Origin of the sequence: Acinetobacter sp. V89_7, assembly GCF_029967895.1 — a bacterium.
GTDB classification, from domain to species: domain Bacteria; phylum Pseudomonadota; class Gammaproteobacteria; order Pseudomonadales; family Moraxellaceae; genus Acinetobacter; species Acinetobacter soli.
The window spans coordinates 84,314-101,319 of sequence record NZ_JASCAJ010000024.1; the positions used below are offsets into that span (position 1 = coordinate 84,314).

Below are 17,006 nucleotides of genomic sequence, written 5' to 3' on the forward strand. Positions count from 1 at the left end.
GTGAATCTCTCTTATGCAGCAGCATGTTCACGGACGCAGTCCGCTAAACGATGCGCTAGGGTCGTCACTTCTTCTTCGTTATCGCCTTCCACCATCACACGAATCACAGGTTCGGTTCCTGATTTTCTAATCAGTAAACGTCCACGTCCCTTAAGTTGTGCTTCGGCCTGATTAAACTCCTGCGCCAGTTCAGGAATCGCATACGGATCGATCATTTGATCCAGACGTACATTGACCAATACCTGTGGGAACAGCTCAAAACCAGCCACAAGCTCATGCAAGGCTTTGCCTTTTTCAACCATAACAGTCAACACTTGCAAGGCAGCAATAATGGCATCACCCGTGGTGCTCTTGTCGAGTGTCAAGATATGACCAGATGGCTCACCGCCAATCACCCATTCATTTTCTTCAAGCGCCTGAAGCACATAGCGGTCACCAACTTTGGCACGTACAAACGGCACTTCGGCTTTGGCCAGTGCTAACTCGAGCGCCATATTGCTCATCACTGTCCCGACAATACCTGCCGGTTTCTTTCTAGCTTGGGTCGCCAGAATATACAGAATATGATCGCCATCGACCAATTGTCCGAATTTATCCACTAAAATCACGCGATCAGCATCGCCATCAAAGGCAATACCTAAATCTGCTTTATAATGCACCACGGCCTTTTGCAGGTTTTCTGGATGGGTCGAACCACAATGTTCATTGATGTTCATGCCCGTCGGATCGTTATACAGCGCAATCACTTTTGCACCGAGTTCACGAAACACCGATGGCCCGACATTGTAGGCAGCACCATTGGCACAATCCACCACAATGGTCAGACTGCGTAAGTCGAAATGATAGGGAAAGGTAGATTTACAAAACTCGATATAGCGACCATTGGCATCTTTCACACGGACACTTTTACCCAAATTGGCGGTATCTTCAATCAAAAGCTCATGCTCAAGCTCCTGATTGATCGCATCTTGTAAATCATCAGGCAGTTTTTTGCCTTCGCCTGAAAAGAATTTAATACCGTTATCAAAATAAGGATTGTGCGATGCGGAAATCACAATACCGGCATCGGCATGTAAGGCACGTGTGAGATGTGCAATAGCAGGCGTCGGTAACGGCCCGAGTAGGTGGACATAAACACCTGCGGCGTTTAAACCGGCCTGTAAAGCGGACTCTAAAATATAGCCAGATAAACGGGTATCTTTACCTAAAACAACAATGGGTTTATGAATTGGACTTGTTCGTTTTAATACTTTTCCAGCGGCAAACCCTAACTTTAGTGCAAATTCAGGTGTGATCGGCGTTATACCGAATTTTCCACGAATGCCATCGGTTCCAAAATAACTCATTTTTGACTCACTTTTCATTTTATGGTGACGCCACCATCCATGTGTTTACTTTACACCAAATCAAAAACGCCGTCAGTGGACTGACGGCGTTTTTCACTGAGGTCCGTAAGTGGTAATTAACCAATACGGTAGTTCGGTGCTTCCTTCGTAATCGTCACATCGTGAACGTGTGACTCTTGCATACCTGCTGCTGTGATTTTCACAAACTGGGTATTTTGGTGCATCGCTTCGATGTCGGCAGAGCCTGTATAACCCATAGATGAACGTAGGCCGCCCATCATCTGATGTACAATCGCGCTCATTGGCCCCTTGTAAGGCACACGACCTTCAATACCTTCCGGCACCAACTTTTCCACACCCGCTTTCGCGTCTTGGAAATAACGGTCTGATGAACCACTCACACCCGACATCGCACCCAATGAACCCATACCACGATACGCTTTGTAATAGCGACCTTGGAACAATTCAACTTCACCTGGCGCCTCTTCGGTACCTGCCATCAAAGATCCGACCATAATGGTGCTTGCACCAGCCGCAATCGCTTTCGCCATATCACCAGAGAAGCGAATACCGCCGTCTGCGATCAATGGAATTTCACCTTTGAGGGCACGTGCCACGTTGTCAATCGCAGAAATTTGAGGTACACCAATACCTGCAACAATACGCGTGGTACAGATCGAACCTGGACCAATACCAACTTTGACCGCATCTGCACCCGCATCAAGCAATGCCAAGGCTGCATCTGCAGTTGCGATGTTACCGCCAATCACTTGTACTTGCGGATAGTTCTGCTTCACCCAACGTACACGCTCAATCACACCGGCTGAGTGACCGTGTGCGGTATCGACCACAATCACATCTGCACCAGCATCGACCAGTGCTTCAACACGTGCAGGGGTTTCGGCACCTGTGCCGACTGCTGCGCCAACACGTAAACGACCTAAATCATCTTTACAACTGTTTGGATAAAGCTCGGCTTTACGAAAATCGGTTACGGTGATCAGACCTTTTAAGGCATGATGATCATCAACAACCAAGACTTTTTCGATACGATGCTTTTGAAGTAACGCTTGAATACTTTCTTTTGACGCACCTTCTTTCACCGTCACTAAACGGTCTTGAGGGGTCATAATATTGCTAACAGGTTGCTCAAGATTGGTTTCAAAACGTGTATCTCGACCGGTCACAATACCCACAACCTTGCCGTCCTGTACCACAGGCACACCACTAATGTTATTGGCTTGCGTAATGGCAATCAATTCACGTACGGTGGTTTGAGGGGTTACAGTAATCGGGTCTTTGACCATACCGGCTTCGAATTTTTTGACACGACGAACTTCAGCTGCTTGAGCTGCAATGTCCATGTTTTTGTGCAAAATACCGATACCACCGTTTTGCGCCATTGCAATGGCCATACGAGATTCAGTCACGGTATCCATTGCAGCCGAAACGAGTGGAATATTTAGTTGAATGCCGCGAGTCAAACGTGTCTTTAAGGAGACATCTTTTGGGAGAACTGTAGAATAGGCAGGGAGTAATAAGACATCATCGAAGGTTAACGCTTCTTGAACGATGGTCAGCATAACAATCTCACTGGTAATTTCCGTGAGCTATTATAAACAAATTTGCGCTTAAATTTCATTTTTTCTTGCGCTAATTTTTAAATTCTAACACTTGTTATATCAATCAGCGCCCAGAAGGCGCTGAAATAATTAAATTAATTCCGCTTTTTTCATTTCACTTTTGAAGTATGCATAGTAAATCGGTGCAGCCACCAAGCCAATCAGCCCAAAAACGGCCTGAAATACCAGCATCGCAATTAATAGCTCCCACGCCTTGGCATTAATTCGCTGACCAATAATATCGGCATTTAAGAAGTATTCCAGTTTATGAATTAGAACCAGATACAACAGGGCAATGGCCGCCGTGGTAAAAGACACGCTCATGGCGGATAAAACAATCAAGGTATTGGACATCAAGTTACCAATCACGGGCAACAGGCCAAATACAAAGGTTAAAATCACCAAGGTTTTTCCAAAAGGCAAATGCATTCCCATCAGCGGTAAGGCAATGAAAATAAACAGTCCCGATAAAATCGTATTGATCAGAGAAATTTTGACCTGCGCAAAGACGATATTCTTGAAGGCACGGTATAACGTATCTAAGCGCTGTAGAAAAACGCGCCGAAACATTGGCATGTCTTTTTCGTCTTGATTCGGATGTAGTGAAATCAAGGCACCTAAGATCATGCCGACAATCATGGTGACAAAACCATGCAATACATCGGTTCCGGCATGTTGCAACGTGATCAGGTGCTCTTTGGATAAGCGCAGCAAAGTATCTTTCATCTCATCGATACTTTCAGGTACAAATCCAGGAAAATACCCGCCCACTTCACTTTGAAATTTTTTGAGCAAGGCATCCAGATTGGCATTGACCTCAGCCAGTCCACCGCCGCGTAGATCATGCACCACATAGGCACTTAAACTCACCATGAGCAGTACCAACAGACTGATAATCACCACACTAAATAATGCCACCACCGTTACACGGCCATACTTTCGATTGGAAAAGCGCTCGACATAGGGGCTCAAACTGGTGACCAACGCGTAAACCAGTAAACCCGACAAAAGCCCGGGCAACAGATGTAGCGGTAAAATCATGAGTAAACTAATGGTCATGATCAGATAACTGGCAATTACACACTGACGCTCATTTAGTAATGGCATACATGAATCCTTTTTCCTGCGTTCACTACAGATTTCTGATGCTTGAAGAATTTTTTTATATGAGGCTTGAGTAAGTTTCGCTGCTCACTCATGATTTATTTTAGCGCAAAATAAACATGATCCGATTTTTTCTGATGCGACTTTTTGAAAAAAACGCGCATGAGATTGCGCGTTTTTAGGTCGACTTGATTTTTTACAGCAATTTAAAAGAAGTAATGCTGTACCAGTGTTGAGACACCCACCACCAAGAAAATTGCCGCGCCAATCTTGTGAATGAGCGAAATAGGTAAACGATCGGCCATTTTGTTGCCAATAAATACCGCTGGTGCATTGGCAATCATCATGCCGACAGTGGTCCCGAGCATTACCCAAAACACACTGTCAAAACGTGCTGCCAGTGCAACGGTCGCGATTTGGGTTTTATCGCCAATTTCTGCCAAGAAAAATAAAATAAAGGTGGCGCCAAATACTCCAAAGCGTTGCCATTTATTGATGCTATCGGTTTCGTCATCGAGCTTGTCTGGCACTAGCATCCACAGTGCCATTGCAATAAAGCCAATGGCCAATACCCACACCATAACGGTAGGATTTAAGACGGTCGTCAGCCATTGTCCTAATACCGCAGATAAACCATGGTTGATGGTGGTCGCCAATAAAATCGCGATTAAGATAGGAACAGGTTTGCGGAACCGGGCTGCGAGTAAAAGCGCAAGGAGCTGGGTTTTGTCGCCCATTTCAGCAAGGGCAACAACAGAAGTCGAAATCAGGAATTCTTGCATATCTGTTCTCTGGCTAGCATAACGTACCGATGACTCACCGCCCCTGCTAGCCAAATGTGCAGAACGATAAATCAAAGGTCTTGCCAACTCGGAAACACACGTATGCGTTTAAGCTATGATGACCATGTTCTGTGGAACAATTATGTTGATCATCACCTATTTACATTGCGTAAATAGAGGCTACTCCCCAATGAAGTGAATCGATTATACCTGTTTGATCGCCTAGTTTCAATTTGCTTTGATCTGAAACACATATTCAACCACTTTAAATCAAAAAACCCTGCCGAAGCAGGGTTTTTAAATAAACGATGATTTAGATCAGTAAGCTGCGGATATCTTGCAACAATTTGGTCAGCTTGTTGGTAAAACGCGCTGCATCGGCACCATTAATCACACGGTGGTCATACGACAATGACAACGGTAACATCAAGCGAGGCTCAAAATCTTTGCCATTCCATACTGGCTGCATCGCAGCAGGTGAAATACCTAAAATCGCCACTTGTGGCCAGTTCACTAACGGTGTAAAGGCTGTTCCGCCAATCGCGCCCAAGCTTGAAATGGTGAAATTGGCACCTTGCAAGTCTTTTGGTGATAATTTCTTATCACGTGCCTTTTGACCAATTACACCTAGCTCAACCGCGATCTGCTTAATCGATTTCTGATCTGGGTTACGTAGTACCGGTACAGTCAAACCGTCTGGCGTTGCAACAGCAATCCCCATATGGATTTCGTTGCGAAGCAGTACTGATTTACCATCGTCAGACAAATGACCAGCAAACTCACGCTCTTCTTTCAGCAGGTGTGCCACAGCCTTGATGATAAACGCCATGATGGTCAGGCTGATACCTTCTTTCTTGAAGTTACCCTTCAAGTCATTGCGCCATGCTTCAAGCTCAGTAATATCCGCATGATCAAACTGAGTCACTTGCGGAATAAAGTTGTTGAGCGACAATTGCGGAATCGAAACTTGCTGTAAACGCGTCAGTGCTTTTTCTTCAACGCCACCAAATGCGCTGAAATCTGGCAATGACGGCAAGCCCGATGCCACTGCAGCCGCTGCTGCTTTTGGCGCTGCAACTGGTGCAGTTAAGCGCTGCTTCACGTATGCATAAATGTCTTCTTTAATCAGACGACCATGCTCACCAGAATTTTTGACCTGTGCCAACACCACACCCAATTCACGGGCGAGTTTACGTACAGCTGGACCAGCATAGACTTTGGCATTTTCAGCTTCTTGCTCTTTGGTCAATTTGCTGTCTTGGCTTGCCTGTGGCGCTGCATGATCGGCTTTGGCAACAGGCGCAGGCGCTGCTTTTGGTGCCGCTGGTGCAGGTGCTGCTTCGGCTTTTGCTGGTGCTGCTTTCGGTGCACTTGGCGCTGCGCCTTCGGCTTCAACTGTAATCAGCAGTACGCCTTCTTGAACATCTTGTCCGGCTTGAACATGCACGGCTTTAACCACGCCTGAAACCGAACTTGGAACTTCAACTGTTGCCTTGTCCGATTCAACCACCACGATACTTTCGTCTTTGGTGATTTTGTCGCCCACTTTGACCAAAATCTCAGCCACTGCAGCCTTGTCCACACCTAAATCTGGAACATTTACCTCAACATCACCCGCAGGTGCGTTTGATTCAGTAGCAGGTTGTGCCGTTTCTGCCGCAGATTCTTTGGCAGGTGCAGCAGCGCTTGATGCAGCAGGTGCTTGTTCAGGCGCAGCAGATGCGCCGCCCGCTGTTTTAAGCTTAAGCAGCACAACACCTTCTTGAACCGTGTCGCCTTCTTTGATCGCAATAGACACCACAGTACCTGTTGCTGTACTTGGCACTTCAACCGACGCTTTGTCCGATTCAAGCAAAACTAGACTGTCATTTTCGGCAATCTCGTCGCCAACTTTCACCAAAATCTCGGCAACTGTTGCTTTTTCTACACCAATATCAGGAACCTGAACCTCAATTTCCTGAGTTGCACCGCCAGCAGCAGGCTGTGCAGCTGGTGCTTCTTGTGCAGGTGCTGCTTCTTGTGCAACTGGTTTTTCTTCTGGTGCTGGCGCAGCGGCAGGTTCTGCCGTTGCACCCTCACTTTCAAGCTCAACCAAGTCTGTACCTTCAGTGACTTCATCACCAAGGCTAACCAAAATACGTTTGACCACACCAGCTGCTGTACTTGGTACTTCAACCGATGCTTTGTCCGATTCGAGCAAGATCAGGCTGTCGTTTTCAGAAATCGTGTCACCAACCTTTACCAAGATTTCAGCAACCGTTGCTTTATCTACGCCAATATCAGGTGTTTTCACTTGCATGTCTTAGTTCCCCTCACCTGAGTGTTCTTCATACGCTGCCACAGGATGAACCTCTGGATGCGTCTGTGGCGCCCATGCAACTGGACGGTCTGTTTCGAGTTCGAAGCTTGAAATCGCATCTTTCACCAGACGGTTTTCTACTTCACCTTCATCAGCCAGTTTTTTCAGTGTTGCCACCACAATGTGAGCTGCATCGACACCGAAGTAGCTACGTAGGTTGGCACGCGTATCTGAACGGCCATAACCATCGGTACCCAAAGTCACGTATGGACGGTTGTCTGGGAGGTAGGCACGAATCTGTTCGCTATAAGCACGCATATGATCCGTTGCCGATACCACGATACCGTCTGTACCACGAAGCTGCTGAGATACCCAAGATTCTTTGGTTTCTTCGGTTAGCGGATGCAAGCGGTTGTATTCATCACAGGCCATACCGTCGCGCGCCAACTCGTTGAAGCTGGTAACACTCCAGATATTTGAGTGAATTTGATATTCTTCACGCAAGATTTTCGCCGCTTTGATGACTTCACGTAAGATCACGCCAGAACCAAGTAACTGAACGGTGGCTTTTTCATCTTTTTCAAACAGGTACATACCACGTTTGATGCCTTCTTCAGCGCCTTTTGGCATTTCTGGATGCTCGTAGTTTTCGTTCATGAGCGTTAGGTAATAGAACACACGCTCTTGATTGACATACATACGCTTCAAGCCATCATGTACGACCACTGCAAGCTCATAACCGAAACATGGATCATAAGAAATACAGTTTGGAATCGTTCCTGCAAGGATATGCGAGTGACCATCTTGGTGCTGTAAGCCTTCACCGTTTAGCGTCGTACGGCCAGCGGTCGCGCCCAACAAGAAACCTTGTGCCTGTGCATCGCCTGCTGCCCATGCAATATCACCGATACGCTGGAAACCAAACATTGAGTAATACATGTACATCGGAATCATTGGCAAGTTATTGGTTGAATAACTGGTTGCCAACGCGGCCCATGCACTCATCGCACCCGCTTCGTTGATGCCTTCTTGCAACATGTGACCGTCTTTTGCTTCACGGTAGTTCATGAGCTGTTCATTGTCTTCTGGGGTATATTTCTGACCATGAGCAGCATAAATACCCAACTGGCGGAACATCCCTTCAAGACCGAAGGTACGTGCTTCATCTGGTACGATTGGCACTACGCGATCTTTAATCGCTTTTTCTTTTAACAACGACGCGATCAAACGCACCATCACCATGGTGGTCGATTGTTCTTTACCGTTGCTACCGCTTAACACACTGTCAAATACTGAAATTTCAGGAATCGCCAAAGATTCGCTTTCTTTACGACGTGCAGGCAGATAACCACCTAAAGCCTCACGACGCGCTTTCATGTATTTAAGTTCTGGCGAGTTTTCCGCAGGACGATAGAACGGCAGATCTTCTAATTGCTCATCGTTAAATGGCAAGTTGAAACGGTTACGTACATATTTGAGTGAGTCAACATGCATTTTCTTGATTTGGTGCGTTTTGTTGACCGCTTCAATTTCGTCAGACAAACCGTAACCTTTCACAGTTTTTGCCAGAATAACGGTTGGCTGACCAGTGCTCTTCATTGCCTCAGCATAAGCTGCGTATACTTTGTACGGATCGTGACCACCACGATTCAGATTGTCGATATCTTCATCGCTTAAGTTTTTCACCAGCTCTTCAGCTTCTGGATATTTACCAAAGAAGTGCGCACGGGTGTAAGCACCACCTTTTACTTGGTAGCGTTGGTAGTCACCATCAACTGCTTCATCCATAATTGCTTTAAGTGCACCTGAGGTGTCTTTGGCCAAAAGTGGATCCCAATGACGGCCCCAAACCACTTTGATCACGCGCCATCCGGCACCGCGGAACAATGATTCAAGCTCTTGAATAATTTTACCGTTACCACGTACAGGGCCATCAAGACGCTGTAAGTTACAGTTGACTACCCAGATCAGGTTGTCGAGTTTCTCACGACCTGCCAGTGAAATTGCACCAGTACTTTCTGGCTCATCCATCTCGCCATCGCCGAGATATGCCCAGACTTTACGGTCTTCTTCTTTGATCAGACGACGGTTCATCAAGTACTTTTGAATATGTGCTTGATAAATCGACATGATTGGACCCAAGCCCATCGATACGGTTGGGAACTGCCAGTAATCTGGCATTAAGTAAGGATGCGGATAGCTTGATAGACCATTGCCATTTACTTCACGGCGGAAATTATTGAGTTGGTCTTCTGTCAAACGGCCTTCAAGAAAAGAACGCGCATAAATACCAGGTGCACAGTGACCTTGATAGTAGATCATGTCGCCGCCAAAGCTGTCGCTGTTGGCACGGAAGAAGTGGTTAAATCCAACGTCGTAAAGCGTTGCTGAAGATGCAAAGCTGGCCAAGTGACCACCTAAGTCGTCGCCTGTTTTGTTGGCACGTAGTACCATGGCCAACGCGTTCCAACGGATCAATGCACGAATACGGCGTTCCATGTCTTGATCGCCCGGCATTGCAGGCTGTTCATCCACAGAAATTGTATTGAGATAAGGTGTATTCAAGCGTTGAATGGGAACATGCTTCGCAATCGCGCGTTGATAAAGCTTTTCCAATAAAAAAGCTGCACGTTCAGTTCCCATGTGCTGTAAAACCGAATCAAATGCATCTTGCCATTCTTGGGTTTCTTGTGCGTCGGAATCACCATAAAACGCCATAGTTCACCTTTTCCTTAGTCTTTTGTCTAGGGTGTATTTTTATCATATTTACCGCCATGCAAGTTATCCCCGCAGGTGAATACAGATAGGCACTATTATTTAGATAATAAATACTGATTGACTTTTTATAACCCAAAATAACAAAAAAACGCCAATTAAAGCTGTTTTTTTATACACGAGTATTTGAAATTTGATGTTAGAGTCAAATTTGGCTCAAAAATAAACAAACCGCGACTTTTGCGCGGTTTGTGCATTGTTAAGAATTTATGTAAAGCAAGATTCAATAAAACAGGAGTCAGATGGATATAAAGAACTTATGGCAACATGGCAAGATAAGAACCTGGATTCTTGCGCTGACCGTCTTTCACCACTTCAAAGTGTAAATGTGGTCCCGTGCAGCGCCCTGTACAGCCAACATTGGCAATGTGCTCACCCGCACCTACACGGTCACCGACCTGTACCATTACGCGTGAAGCATGTGCATAGCGTGTGAGGTAACCGTTGCCGTGATTAATCTCGACATATTGACCATAACCTGTACCCCAACCCGCCTTGGTCACAATACCCGGGCCAGAAGCATAGATCGGTGTACCACTTGGCGCAGAGAGATCAATTCCTTCATGTGCGCGTGTGGTGCCGAGTAAAGTTCGTGTACCAAATTCCGAAGAGACACGCACCATGTCTGGCAATGGATGCGTTACTAACCATGAGTAAGGGCTGTTATTTGAGGCGGCGCTATAACGCGAAGAAGAGGATTTACCGTACTTTTTTTCGATGCTTTGATTGTTCAGTTCAGTTGTTTTTTCTCGTAAGGTGACTGAAACCTGTGTCTTACCGGGAATATCCAAATCGTCTGGATGCGTGTAAGAACCTTGACTGAGTGTACGGGAAAGCTGTTCGAGTCGGTCGGATGATGTATCTGTCTGGTCAATCGTTTGGTAATCAGCGAAAGCAACTGATGCGGCAGAAGCTGCCAGAGAAAAAGCAAGTAAAATTCGACGCGTATGCATAAAAAACCTCGTGAAACTGTTCTTACTAAAAGTTCCTTGCGTGATCTCTTCCTTGATATCCATTGAATGACGCGTATAAGATGAGACATTGCCTGCAGTGAGTCACGACCATGTCTGAACCTAAAAACGTGTTTCAACAAACAAGAAAACACATAAAAACAGGAAACTTAACGTTTCTTACAACGCAAGTTGCACAGTGGCAAAAACTTACGAAATTAATTCAACCCTTATTGCCGCAACCTGAAAAATGGCAAGTAGTCTGTTATCAATATGGTGTCTTGACCCTCACCGGCGAAAATCAGGCCATGATTAGTCAGCTCGGTTATCTTCAAACACAATACATTACGAAATTAGCTCAACTAGAAGGCTTACACGAACTGCAACGACTCCAAGTGCGTTTACGACCAAAATCGCAACTTCCCCCAACATCATCACCGTCAGTTACCTCTCTCCCACCAGAAACCCAAGATATGTTACAAGGTGCTGCTGGTTTGGTGAGCGACCCTAAGCTTAGCCAAGCTTTACTACGTTTGGCAAGCAATAAAAAATAATCTCGAGCGTTAGGTCTGGCTCGCGGTGCGTTAAATCTGTGATGCAGTTATCTCTTTAAAGAATTACACTATAACATAACAACTGCGAGACAATGACTTAGCCAATGTTTACGTAAGAAATTGGGCAATCCTGTGCGTCATCAAATGTTACAATTTTATAATTGGCTAGATCGCTTTGTACGTTGCGAAGTAACTGGTTATTTAAAGCATGGCCAGACTTGTAGCCATCGAACTTGGCAATAATCTGATGACCCATCAAATACAAGTCCCCTACGGCGTCTAATATCTTATGGCGTACAAACTCATCCGAAAAACGCAAGCCTTCTTCATTCACAACACCGGTATCATCTACACCAATGGCATTTTCAAGACTGGCGCCCAGTGCAAGATTATTGGCTTTTAAGTAATCCAAATCTTTCATGAAGCCAAATGTACGTGCTTCACTCACCTCGTATACAAACGTTTCGGTCGAAAAATCAATCGTGGCTGACTGGTATTCTTTGGCAAAGGCTGGATGATCAAAATCAATGGTAAAATTAAGTTGAAAGCCATCGTGCGGAGTAAAAATGGCTTTTTTATCGTTAATCAGTGCTTCAACAGGTTTTAAGATTTTTATAAACTTTTTTGGGGCATCCTGTTCACACAGTTCACCTTGCATCAATAAATAGATAAACGGCCCTGCACTACCATCCATAATCGGAACTTCCGAGGCAGACACTTCAATAATCAGGTTATCTATTCCCAATCCTGCAATTGCACTCATGACATGCTCAATGGTGCCCACTTTGACATTATCAATGACCAGATTGGAACACATGAATGCTTCTTGAATGAGCAAAGCATCGGCGTGAATGTCGACTGGTGGATCTAAATCAATCCGGCGAAATACAATGCCACCGTCAATTGCATGAGGCAAAAAATTGATCATGACCTTCTGACCACTATGAAGACCAATGCCACTCGCCTTAACCACGCGTTTGAGGGTACGTTGTTTCAACATGCTACGCTTACTTTATCTCTAAAAACCGATATAAGTTAGCATATTTAGCTATTGATAAAAAATAAAAAAGGTAGTGAATCTCACTACCTTTTAGTTAACTCAATAACGTTATTATTTACGTTGTTGATTTTTAAGATAATCCTGAATACTCATCGGTGAAGAGCGTGGTGAAGAGCTTGGTGCAGCTGCCGCTTCAACACCCTGACGCTTGTTAATCGCTGGTACGTCATCGTCATCAGTTGTATGTGCACTTGGTACATTCACATGATGTTGAACATGACGTTTACGCGGTTCTGCTTCAGAGGCATTACGCGTTAACCCTGTTGCAATCACAGTCACACGTAATTCATCGCGTGCTTCAGGGTCAAATACCGTACCGTAGAAAATCTCGCCTTCATCAAGATCGACAATCTGGTTAACCACGTCGGTAATAATCTCGGTTTCACGCAAGGTAATATCATCACCACCGGTAATGTTGATCAATACACCCTTGGCATTAATGATATTGACATTATCGAGCAGCGGACTGCGAATGGCTTGCTCAGCTGCCTGACGCGCACGATCTTCACCACGGCCTAAACCAGCACCCATCATGGCGTAGCCACGGGTACTCATAGCAGTTTTCAAATCGGCGAAGTCAAGGTTAATGTGACCACGGTTGACTACTAAATCAAAGATACTACGTACCGCATTAAGCAAGACATCATCTGCTTTTTTATACGCATCACGCATTGAGATGTCGCCATAGACACTGAGCAAACGCTGATTTGGAATAATAATCAATGAATCAACATGTGCCTCAAGTGCTTCTATACCTTTTTCGGCAGCACGCAAACGACGGCGGCCTTCAAAGTTAAATGGCGTTGTTACTACACCAACGGTTAAGATGCCCATCTCTTGTGCGATTTCGGCCACAACTGGCGCAGCACCAGTTCCGGTTCCACCGCCCATACCGGCAGTCACAAACACCATATCGGTGCCTTCTAAATGCTGGCGGATAATTTCGCGGCTTTCTTCTGCTGCAATCTGACCCACTTCCGGGTTTGCACCTGCACCCAAACCACGTGTGCTTTGCTCACCAAGCTGCATCTTAAAAGGTGCATTCATGCTATCTAAAGCTTGCTTGTCTGTATTGGCGCAAACAAATTTCACACCTTTGATGTCGGATTGCACCATGTGCTGTACGGCATTTCCGCCACCACCACCTACACCAAACACAGTGAAACGGGCTTGACCGTTGCTATCGCTTAGTTCATCTTCTATAAATTCAAATGAGGCCATGACCTGTAGAGTTCCCTAATTCATATTGGCAGTCACTTCAGCCCGTATACTGCCTTGATCTTTAATAAAACTTCATTTTTAGGATGCTGCTCAAGAGTGACCTTGTCAAGTACGACAATTTTCTATTACAACTTCCCAACAATATTGTCCAAAAATACATACACCTTAAAAGATGGCTTTTAACTTGGTATTTAAGGTATTCCAACCATTTGCAACCCGATTCCACAATGAACGCTGGGCGACCTCTTCAGAATCTTCAACGGTATCTTGCAGTTCACTTTGGCTAAACATCAGTAAGCCCGCAGCTGTGGCATACATCGAGCGACGCATGGCCGCCTGATGCTGTTCATCAGCATACACCTGTAATGGCGGATTACCTAAATGTGCCGAAACACCCAGTATACGGCGTGCCAGACTCACCATACCTTCAATCTGACAAGCATCACCTGTTAAAACCACACCATGATACAGACCATGAATGGCACCACTACGCTCAAGTTCATCACGAACCTGACCTAAAATCTCTTCATAGCGTGCAATGATGATTTCTGCTAGCTCAATACGACTAATGGTTTGTGGCCCATCAATCGCCTGTACCTGAATCATCTGATCGGGTTTGATCGCACTCAAATCCACGCAACCATGCAGAATTTTAATACGTTCTGCTTCTTCCGTGGTGGTTTGCAGTACTGCTGCAATGTCACGAGTTACATTTTCCCCACCGCGCTGCAAAGTACGTGCCAGTGCTAAACGTCCGTCTAAATATACCGCAAGATTAGAAATACCTGCACCCATATCGAGCAAACACACACCATATTCTTTTTCGTCTTTGAGCAGGCTGGCTTCGGCAGTCGCCAAACACGACACCACCATCTTTTCAACACCAATGTTGGCGCCTTTCATGGCCCGATCCAGATTCTGCATGATACTGATCGGCATCATCATCAGCTGATAATGACCGGTCATGCTATGCGCCGACATATTGATCGGATTTTGTACCCACTCTGATTCGTCGTCGAGCTCAAAACCTAACGGCACCGCACTGGCCAAATAATAATCTGGCGTGACATGACTGGCTTTGGCCAGCTCTAAGGCACGTACCACTTCATTGGTGGTGATGGTGTGGTCGGCTTTGGCAATCGGCGTTCGGCCAGAGGCATAAAAACTTTGTAATTCTGTTGTTGGAATTGACACCCATGCCGTGTGCACACGACACTCCGCCATATTCTCTGCTTCAGCCACTGCATTTTTAATTGCCGAAATGACCTTATCGAGACTGACGATTTTTCCTTTATTCATGCCACGGTTACGTGCAGTCGCCATCCCGATGACTTGAATGTTATCCGGTGCGTGAACTTTACCAATTAAAACTGAAACTTTATGCGTCCCAATGTCAATCGCAACAATCGAGGGAACAGCTTCACTCATTACTCACTACCATTCGTTCGTTGTGTAATATGGCAAAATGCCTGTTATTTTTAAAGCCAAACATTATGGCTTTGCTGTTATTCCAGATGCAACATTTGTGTCATCACTCGTTACAACAAACTGACCATTTAGTATCTTAGGCGGTGCGCCTGTTTTCCATTGTAGTGATAATCCATTTCTATAGCGTAAATCAATGGCTGAGATTTTGGACCACACTGGTTTCAGGTCAGTTTGAGCCAGATGGCTTAAACGTTGCAGTTTACTCATGGTTTGATCTTGATCCACAATAATACGCAGACCAGAATCAAATTGCATAAACCACGTCATACGCTCGGTGAGATAAAGCTCAGTTAAACGTAAATTGACGGGCTGGAATAATTGGTTAATTTCGTTATAGCGACGCATCATGGCCTTCGACTGGGTGATTGGCCCATGTAGCATCGGTAAATTTGGATGGTTTTTGAGCTCGGCTTCTGCATACACATCGCCGCTGTCACTGAGCAATCGACCCGTGCCCCAGCGTGCAATTGGATGTCGCGGCATAATCCGTACACGAATACTATTGGGCCAAGCACGTGATACCACTACGCGATCTACCCAAGAAATCTCTAGTGCTTTGTCGCGGATCTGCTCTAGATCCGAGGTAAAGTAATTTTCTTTGATGATGGGTCGTATATGCTGCTCAAGCTGTGATTGCTCGATACCAGAGCGTGTGCCGACAATGTCTAAATCGGCAATTTTTGCATCGGTAATCACTTTATACAAACCAAACACGCCAGCAGCCAGCACCACAAATGCAATACACAGCAAGATCCAGCCACCAATATTGGCAAGCTTTTGCTTGCGCGTGGGTGGCTTTTCATGAATGGATGTAATCGCCGCTCGTTTACGACGCATGGATGCTGGAAGCTGAGCCATATTTAGTGTGTCGAACCTGTAAGAGTTTGCGCTAAAATTTCAACGCACAGTGCATCAAAATCGATTCCAACGGCCTGCGCAGCCTTTGGTACAAGCGAATGGCTGGTCATTCCTGGTACAGTATTGATTTCGAGCAACCAGAAGTTTCCATGCTCATCCTGCATCGCATCGACACGTCCCCAACCACTGGCTCCAACGGCATGAAAGGCACGCAAAGTGAGTGCTTGTAGTTTCTTTTCGTCGGCATCGGACAATCCCGACGGAATACCGTATTGCACATCGTTACGCTGATACTTGGCATCGTAATCGTAAAACGCCACGTCTTGAGGTGGCTGCAAACGAATGACGGGCAAAGCTTGACCATTGAGCACCACAATCGTGTACTCGCGCCCCGTGATCCATTGTTCAGCCATAACCACGGCATCATGGGCGGTTGCCTTTTCAATGGCGGTTGCAAAGTCTGCCATTTTTTCGACTTTACTCATGCCAATACTTGAGCCTTCATGTACTGGCTTGATGATGACAGGCAGGTTAAGAGACGCCACAATTTCGTTCAAATCTGAATCTTTATTGATAATCCGGTAAGGTGCAGTCGGTAAGTCACTGCCCTGCCAAATTTGCTTGGTCTTAATTTTATCCATGCCAATGGCGGAGCCTTGTACACCTGTTCCGGTATAAGGAATATCTAACCATTCCAGTACACCTTGAATCTGGCCGTCTTCCCCGCCCCGACCATGCAATACGATAAACGCGCGATCGTAGCCCACCAGTTCGGTGACGCTACGTTCTTTAGGATCAAATGCTTCTGCTTGAACACCCGAACGTAACAATGCATCGAGTACGGCCTGACCACTATCTAAAGAAACTTCTCGCTCAGCTGATTTCCCACCAAACAACACGGCAACTTTGCCGAACTTTGACGCATTTGACACGTTTTTATCCTTAAA

13 protein-coding genes and 1 riboswitch are annotated in these 17,006 nt (G+C 45.7%); of the genes, 1 reads left to right on the forward strand and 12 read right to left on the reverse strand.

The annotated features are described in order from the left end of the window. Positions 1–11: 11 nt before the first annotated feature. The 7 genes from glmM to QLG00_RS06130 all read right to left on the reverse strand — a co-directional run bounded on the left by glmM (position 12) and on the right by QLG00_RS06130 (position 10,881). A complete protein-coding gene (glmM, locus tag QLG00_RS06100; RefSeq protein ID WP_282470672.1) occupies positions 12–1,346 on the reverse strand; it encodes a phosphoglucosamine mutase in 1,335 nt (444 codons plus the stop codon). A gap of 116 nt (positions 1,347–1,462) precedes the next feature. Continuing rightward, entirely contained in the window at positions 1,463–2,929 is a 1,467-nt protein-coding gene (gene guaB, locus QLG00_RS06105; RefSeq protein WP_004933934.1) for an IMP dehydrogenase, read from the reverse strand. 129 nt (positions 2,930–3,058) lie between these two features. After that, positions 3,059–4,075, reverse strand: coding sequence for an AI-2E family transporter (locus QLG00_RS06110; protein ID WP_004944810.1), 1,017 nt, complete (start codon positions 4,073–4,075; stop codon positions 3,059–3,061). Between the two features lie 203 nt (positions 4,076–4,278). Next, on the reverse strand, positions 4,279–4,854 hold the full coding sequence (locus tag QLG00_RS06115; RefSeq protein ID WP_004933930.1) for a TMEM165/GDT1 family protein: 576 nt from the start codon (positions 4,852–4,854) through the stop codon (positions 4,279–4,281). Positions 4,855–4,869: 15 nt separating this feature from the next. Continuing rightward, positions 4,870–5,055: riboswitch (yybP-ykoY riboswitch) on the reverse strand. A gap of 112 nt (positions 5,056–5,167) precedes the next feature. Continuing rightward, positions 5,168–7,153 (reverse strand): 2-oxo acid dehydrogenase subunit E2, encoded by a 1,986-nt coding sequence (locus QLG00_RS06120; RefSeq protein WP_282470673.1) that lies wholly within the window; start codon positions 7,151–7,153, stop codon positions 5,168–5,170. A gap of 3 nt (positions 7,154–7,156) precedes the next feature. Continuing rightward, entirely contained in the window at positions 7,157–9,871 is a 2,715-nt protein-coding gene (aceE, locus tag QLG00_RS06125) for a pyruvate dehydrogenase (acetyl-transferring), homodimeric type (RefSeq protein WP_004933924.1), read from the reverse strand. A 314-nt stretch (positions 9,872–10,185) separates the two neighbouring features. After that, the gene (locus QLG00_RS06130) at positions 10,186–10,881 is read right to left on the reverse strand and encodes a M23 family metallopeptidase (RefSeq protein WP_004933921.1); all 696 of its coding nucleotides are present in this window, start codon (positions 10,879–10,881) and stop codon (positions 10,186–10,188) included. Positions 10,882–10,991: 110 nt separating this feature from the next. Between QLG00_RS06130 and QLG00_RS06135 the strand changes: the two genes are divergently transcribed. Next, on the forward strand, positions 10,992–11,432 hold the full coding sequence (locus tag QLG00_RS06135; RefSeq protein WP_004933917.1) for a hypothetical protein: 441 nt from the start codon (positions 10,992–10,994) through the stop codon (positions 11,430–11,432). Positions 11,433–11,529: 97 nt separating this feature from the next. Here the strand turns inward: QLG00_RS06135 and lpxC are convergent, their stop codons facing one another. From lpxC to QLG00_RS06160, 5 genes are all read right to left on the reverse strand, one after another. After that, the gene (gene lpxC, locus QLG00_RS06140) at positions 11,530–12,432 is read right to left on the reverse strand and encodes a UDP-3-O-acyl-N-acetylglucosamine deacetylase (protein ID WP_076033187.1); all 903 of its coding nucleotides are present in this window, start codon (positions 12,430–12,432) and stop codon (positions 11,530–11,532) included. Between the two features lie 111 nt (positions 12,433–12,543). Then, positions 12,544–13,713, reverse strand: coding sequence for a cell division protein FtsZ (ftsZ, locus tag QLG00_RS06145; protein ID WP_004933913.1), 1,170 nt, complete (start codon positions 13,711–13,713; stop codon positions 12,544–12,546). Positions 13,714–13,878: 165 nt separating this feature from the next. After that, positions 13,879–15,141 carry a cell division protein FtsA gene (ftsA, locus tag QLG00_RS06150; RefSeq protein WP_004933909.1) on the reverse strand — a complete coding sequence of 421 codons (1,263 nt, stop codon included), beginning with the start codon at positions 15,139–15,141 and terminating at the stop codon, positions 13,879–13,881. A 63-nt stretch (positions 15,142–15,204) separates the two neighbouring features. Further along, positions 15,205–16,059, reverse strand: coding sequence for a cell division protein FtsQ/DivIB (locus tag QLG00_RS06155; RefSeq protein WP_004944803.1), 855 nt, complete (start codon positions 16,057–16,059; stop codon positions 15,205–15,207). 2 nt (positions 16,060–16,061) lie between these two features. Continuing rightward, complete coding sequence (locus tag QLG00_RS06160) at positions 16,062–16,991, reverse strand: D-alanine--D-alanine ligase (RefSeq protein ID WP_004944800.1); 930 nt, start codon at positions 16,989–16,991, stop codon at positions 16,062–16,064. Between the last annotated feature and the right edge of the window lie 15 nt (positions 16,992–17,006).

Bases quoted from the DNA above. Each gene is read 5' to 3' on its own strand.
- QLG00_RS06135 (WP_004933917.1), top strand. From the start codon at position 10,992: ATGTCTGAACCTAAAAACGTGTTTCAACAAACAAGAAAACACATAAAA.
- ftsZ (WP_004933913.1), bottom strand. From the start codon at position 13,713: ATGGCCTCATTTGAATTTATAGAAGATGAACTAAGCGATAGCAACGGT.
- QLG00_RS06155 (WP_004944803.1), bottom strand. From the start codon at position 16,059: ATGGCTCAGCTTCCAGCATCCATGCGTCGTAAACGAGCGGCGATTACA.
- QLG00_RS06115 (WP_004933930.1), bottom strand. From the start codon at position 4,854: ATGCAAGAATTCCTGATTTCGACTTCTGTTGTTGCCCTTGCTGAAATG.
- guaB (WP_004933934.1), bottom strand. From the start codon at position 2,929: ATGCTGACCATCGTTCAAGAAGCGTTAACCTTCGATGATGTCTTATTA.
- glmM (WP_282470672.1), bottom strand. From the start codon at position 1,346: ATGAGTTATTTTGGAACCGATGGCATTCGTGGAAAATTCGGTATAACG.
- QLG00_RS06130 (WP_004933921.1), bottom strand. From the start codon at position 10,881: ATGCATACGCGTCGAATTTTACTTGCTTTTTCTCTGGCAGCTTCTGCC.
- aceE (WP_004933924.1), bottom strand. From the start codon at position 9,871: ATGGCGTTTTATGGTGATTCCGACGCACAAGAAACCCAAGAATGGCAA.
- ftsA (WP_004933909.1), bottom strand. From the start codon at position 15,141: ATGAGTGAAGCTGTTCCCTCGATTGTTGCGATTGACATTGGGACGCAT.
- QLG00_RS06110 (WP_004944810.1), bottom strand. From the start codon at position 4,075: ATGCCATTACTAAATGAGCGTCAGTGTGTAATTGCCAGTTATCTGATC.
- lpxC (WP_076033187.1), bottom strand. From the start codon at position 12,432: ATGTTGAAACAACGTACCCTCAAACGCGTGGTTAAGGCGAGTGGCATT.
- QLG00_RS06120 (WP_282470673.1), bottom strand. From the start codon at position 7,153: ATGCAAGTGAAAACACCTGATATTGGCGTAGATAAAGCAACGGTTGCT.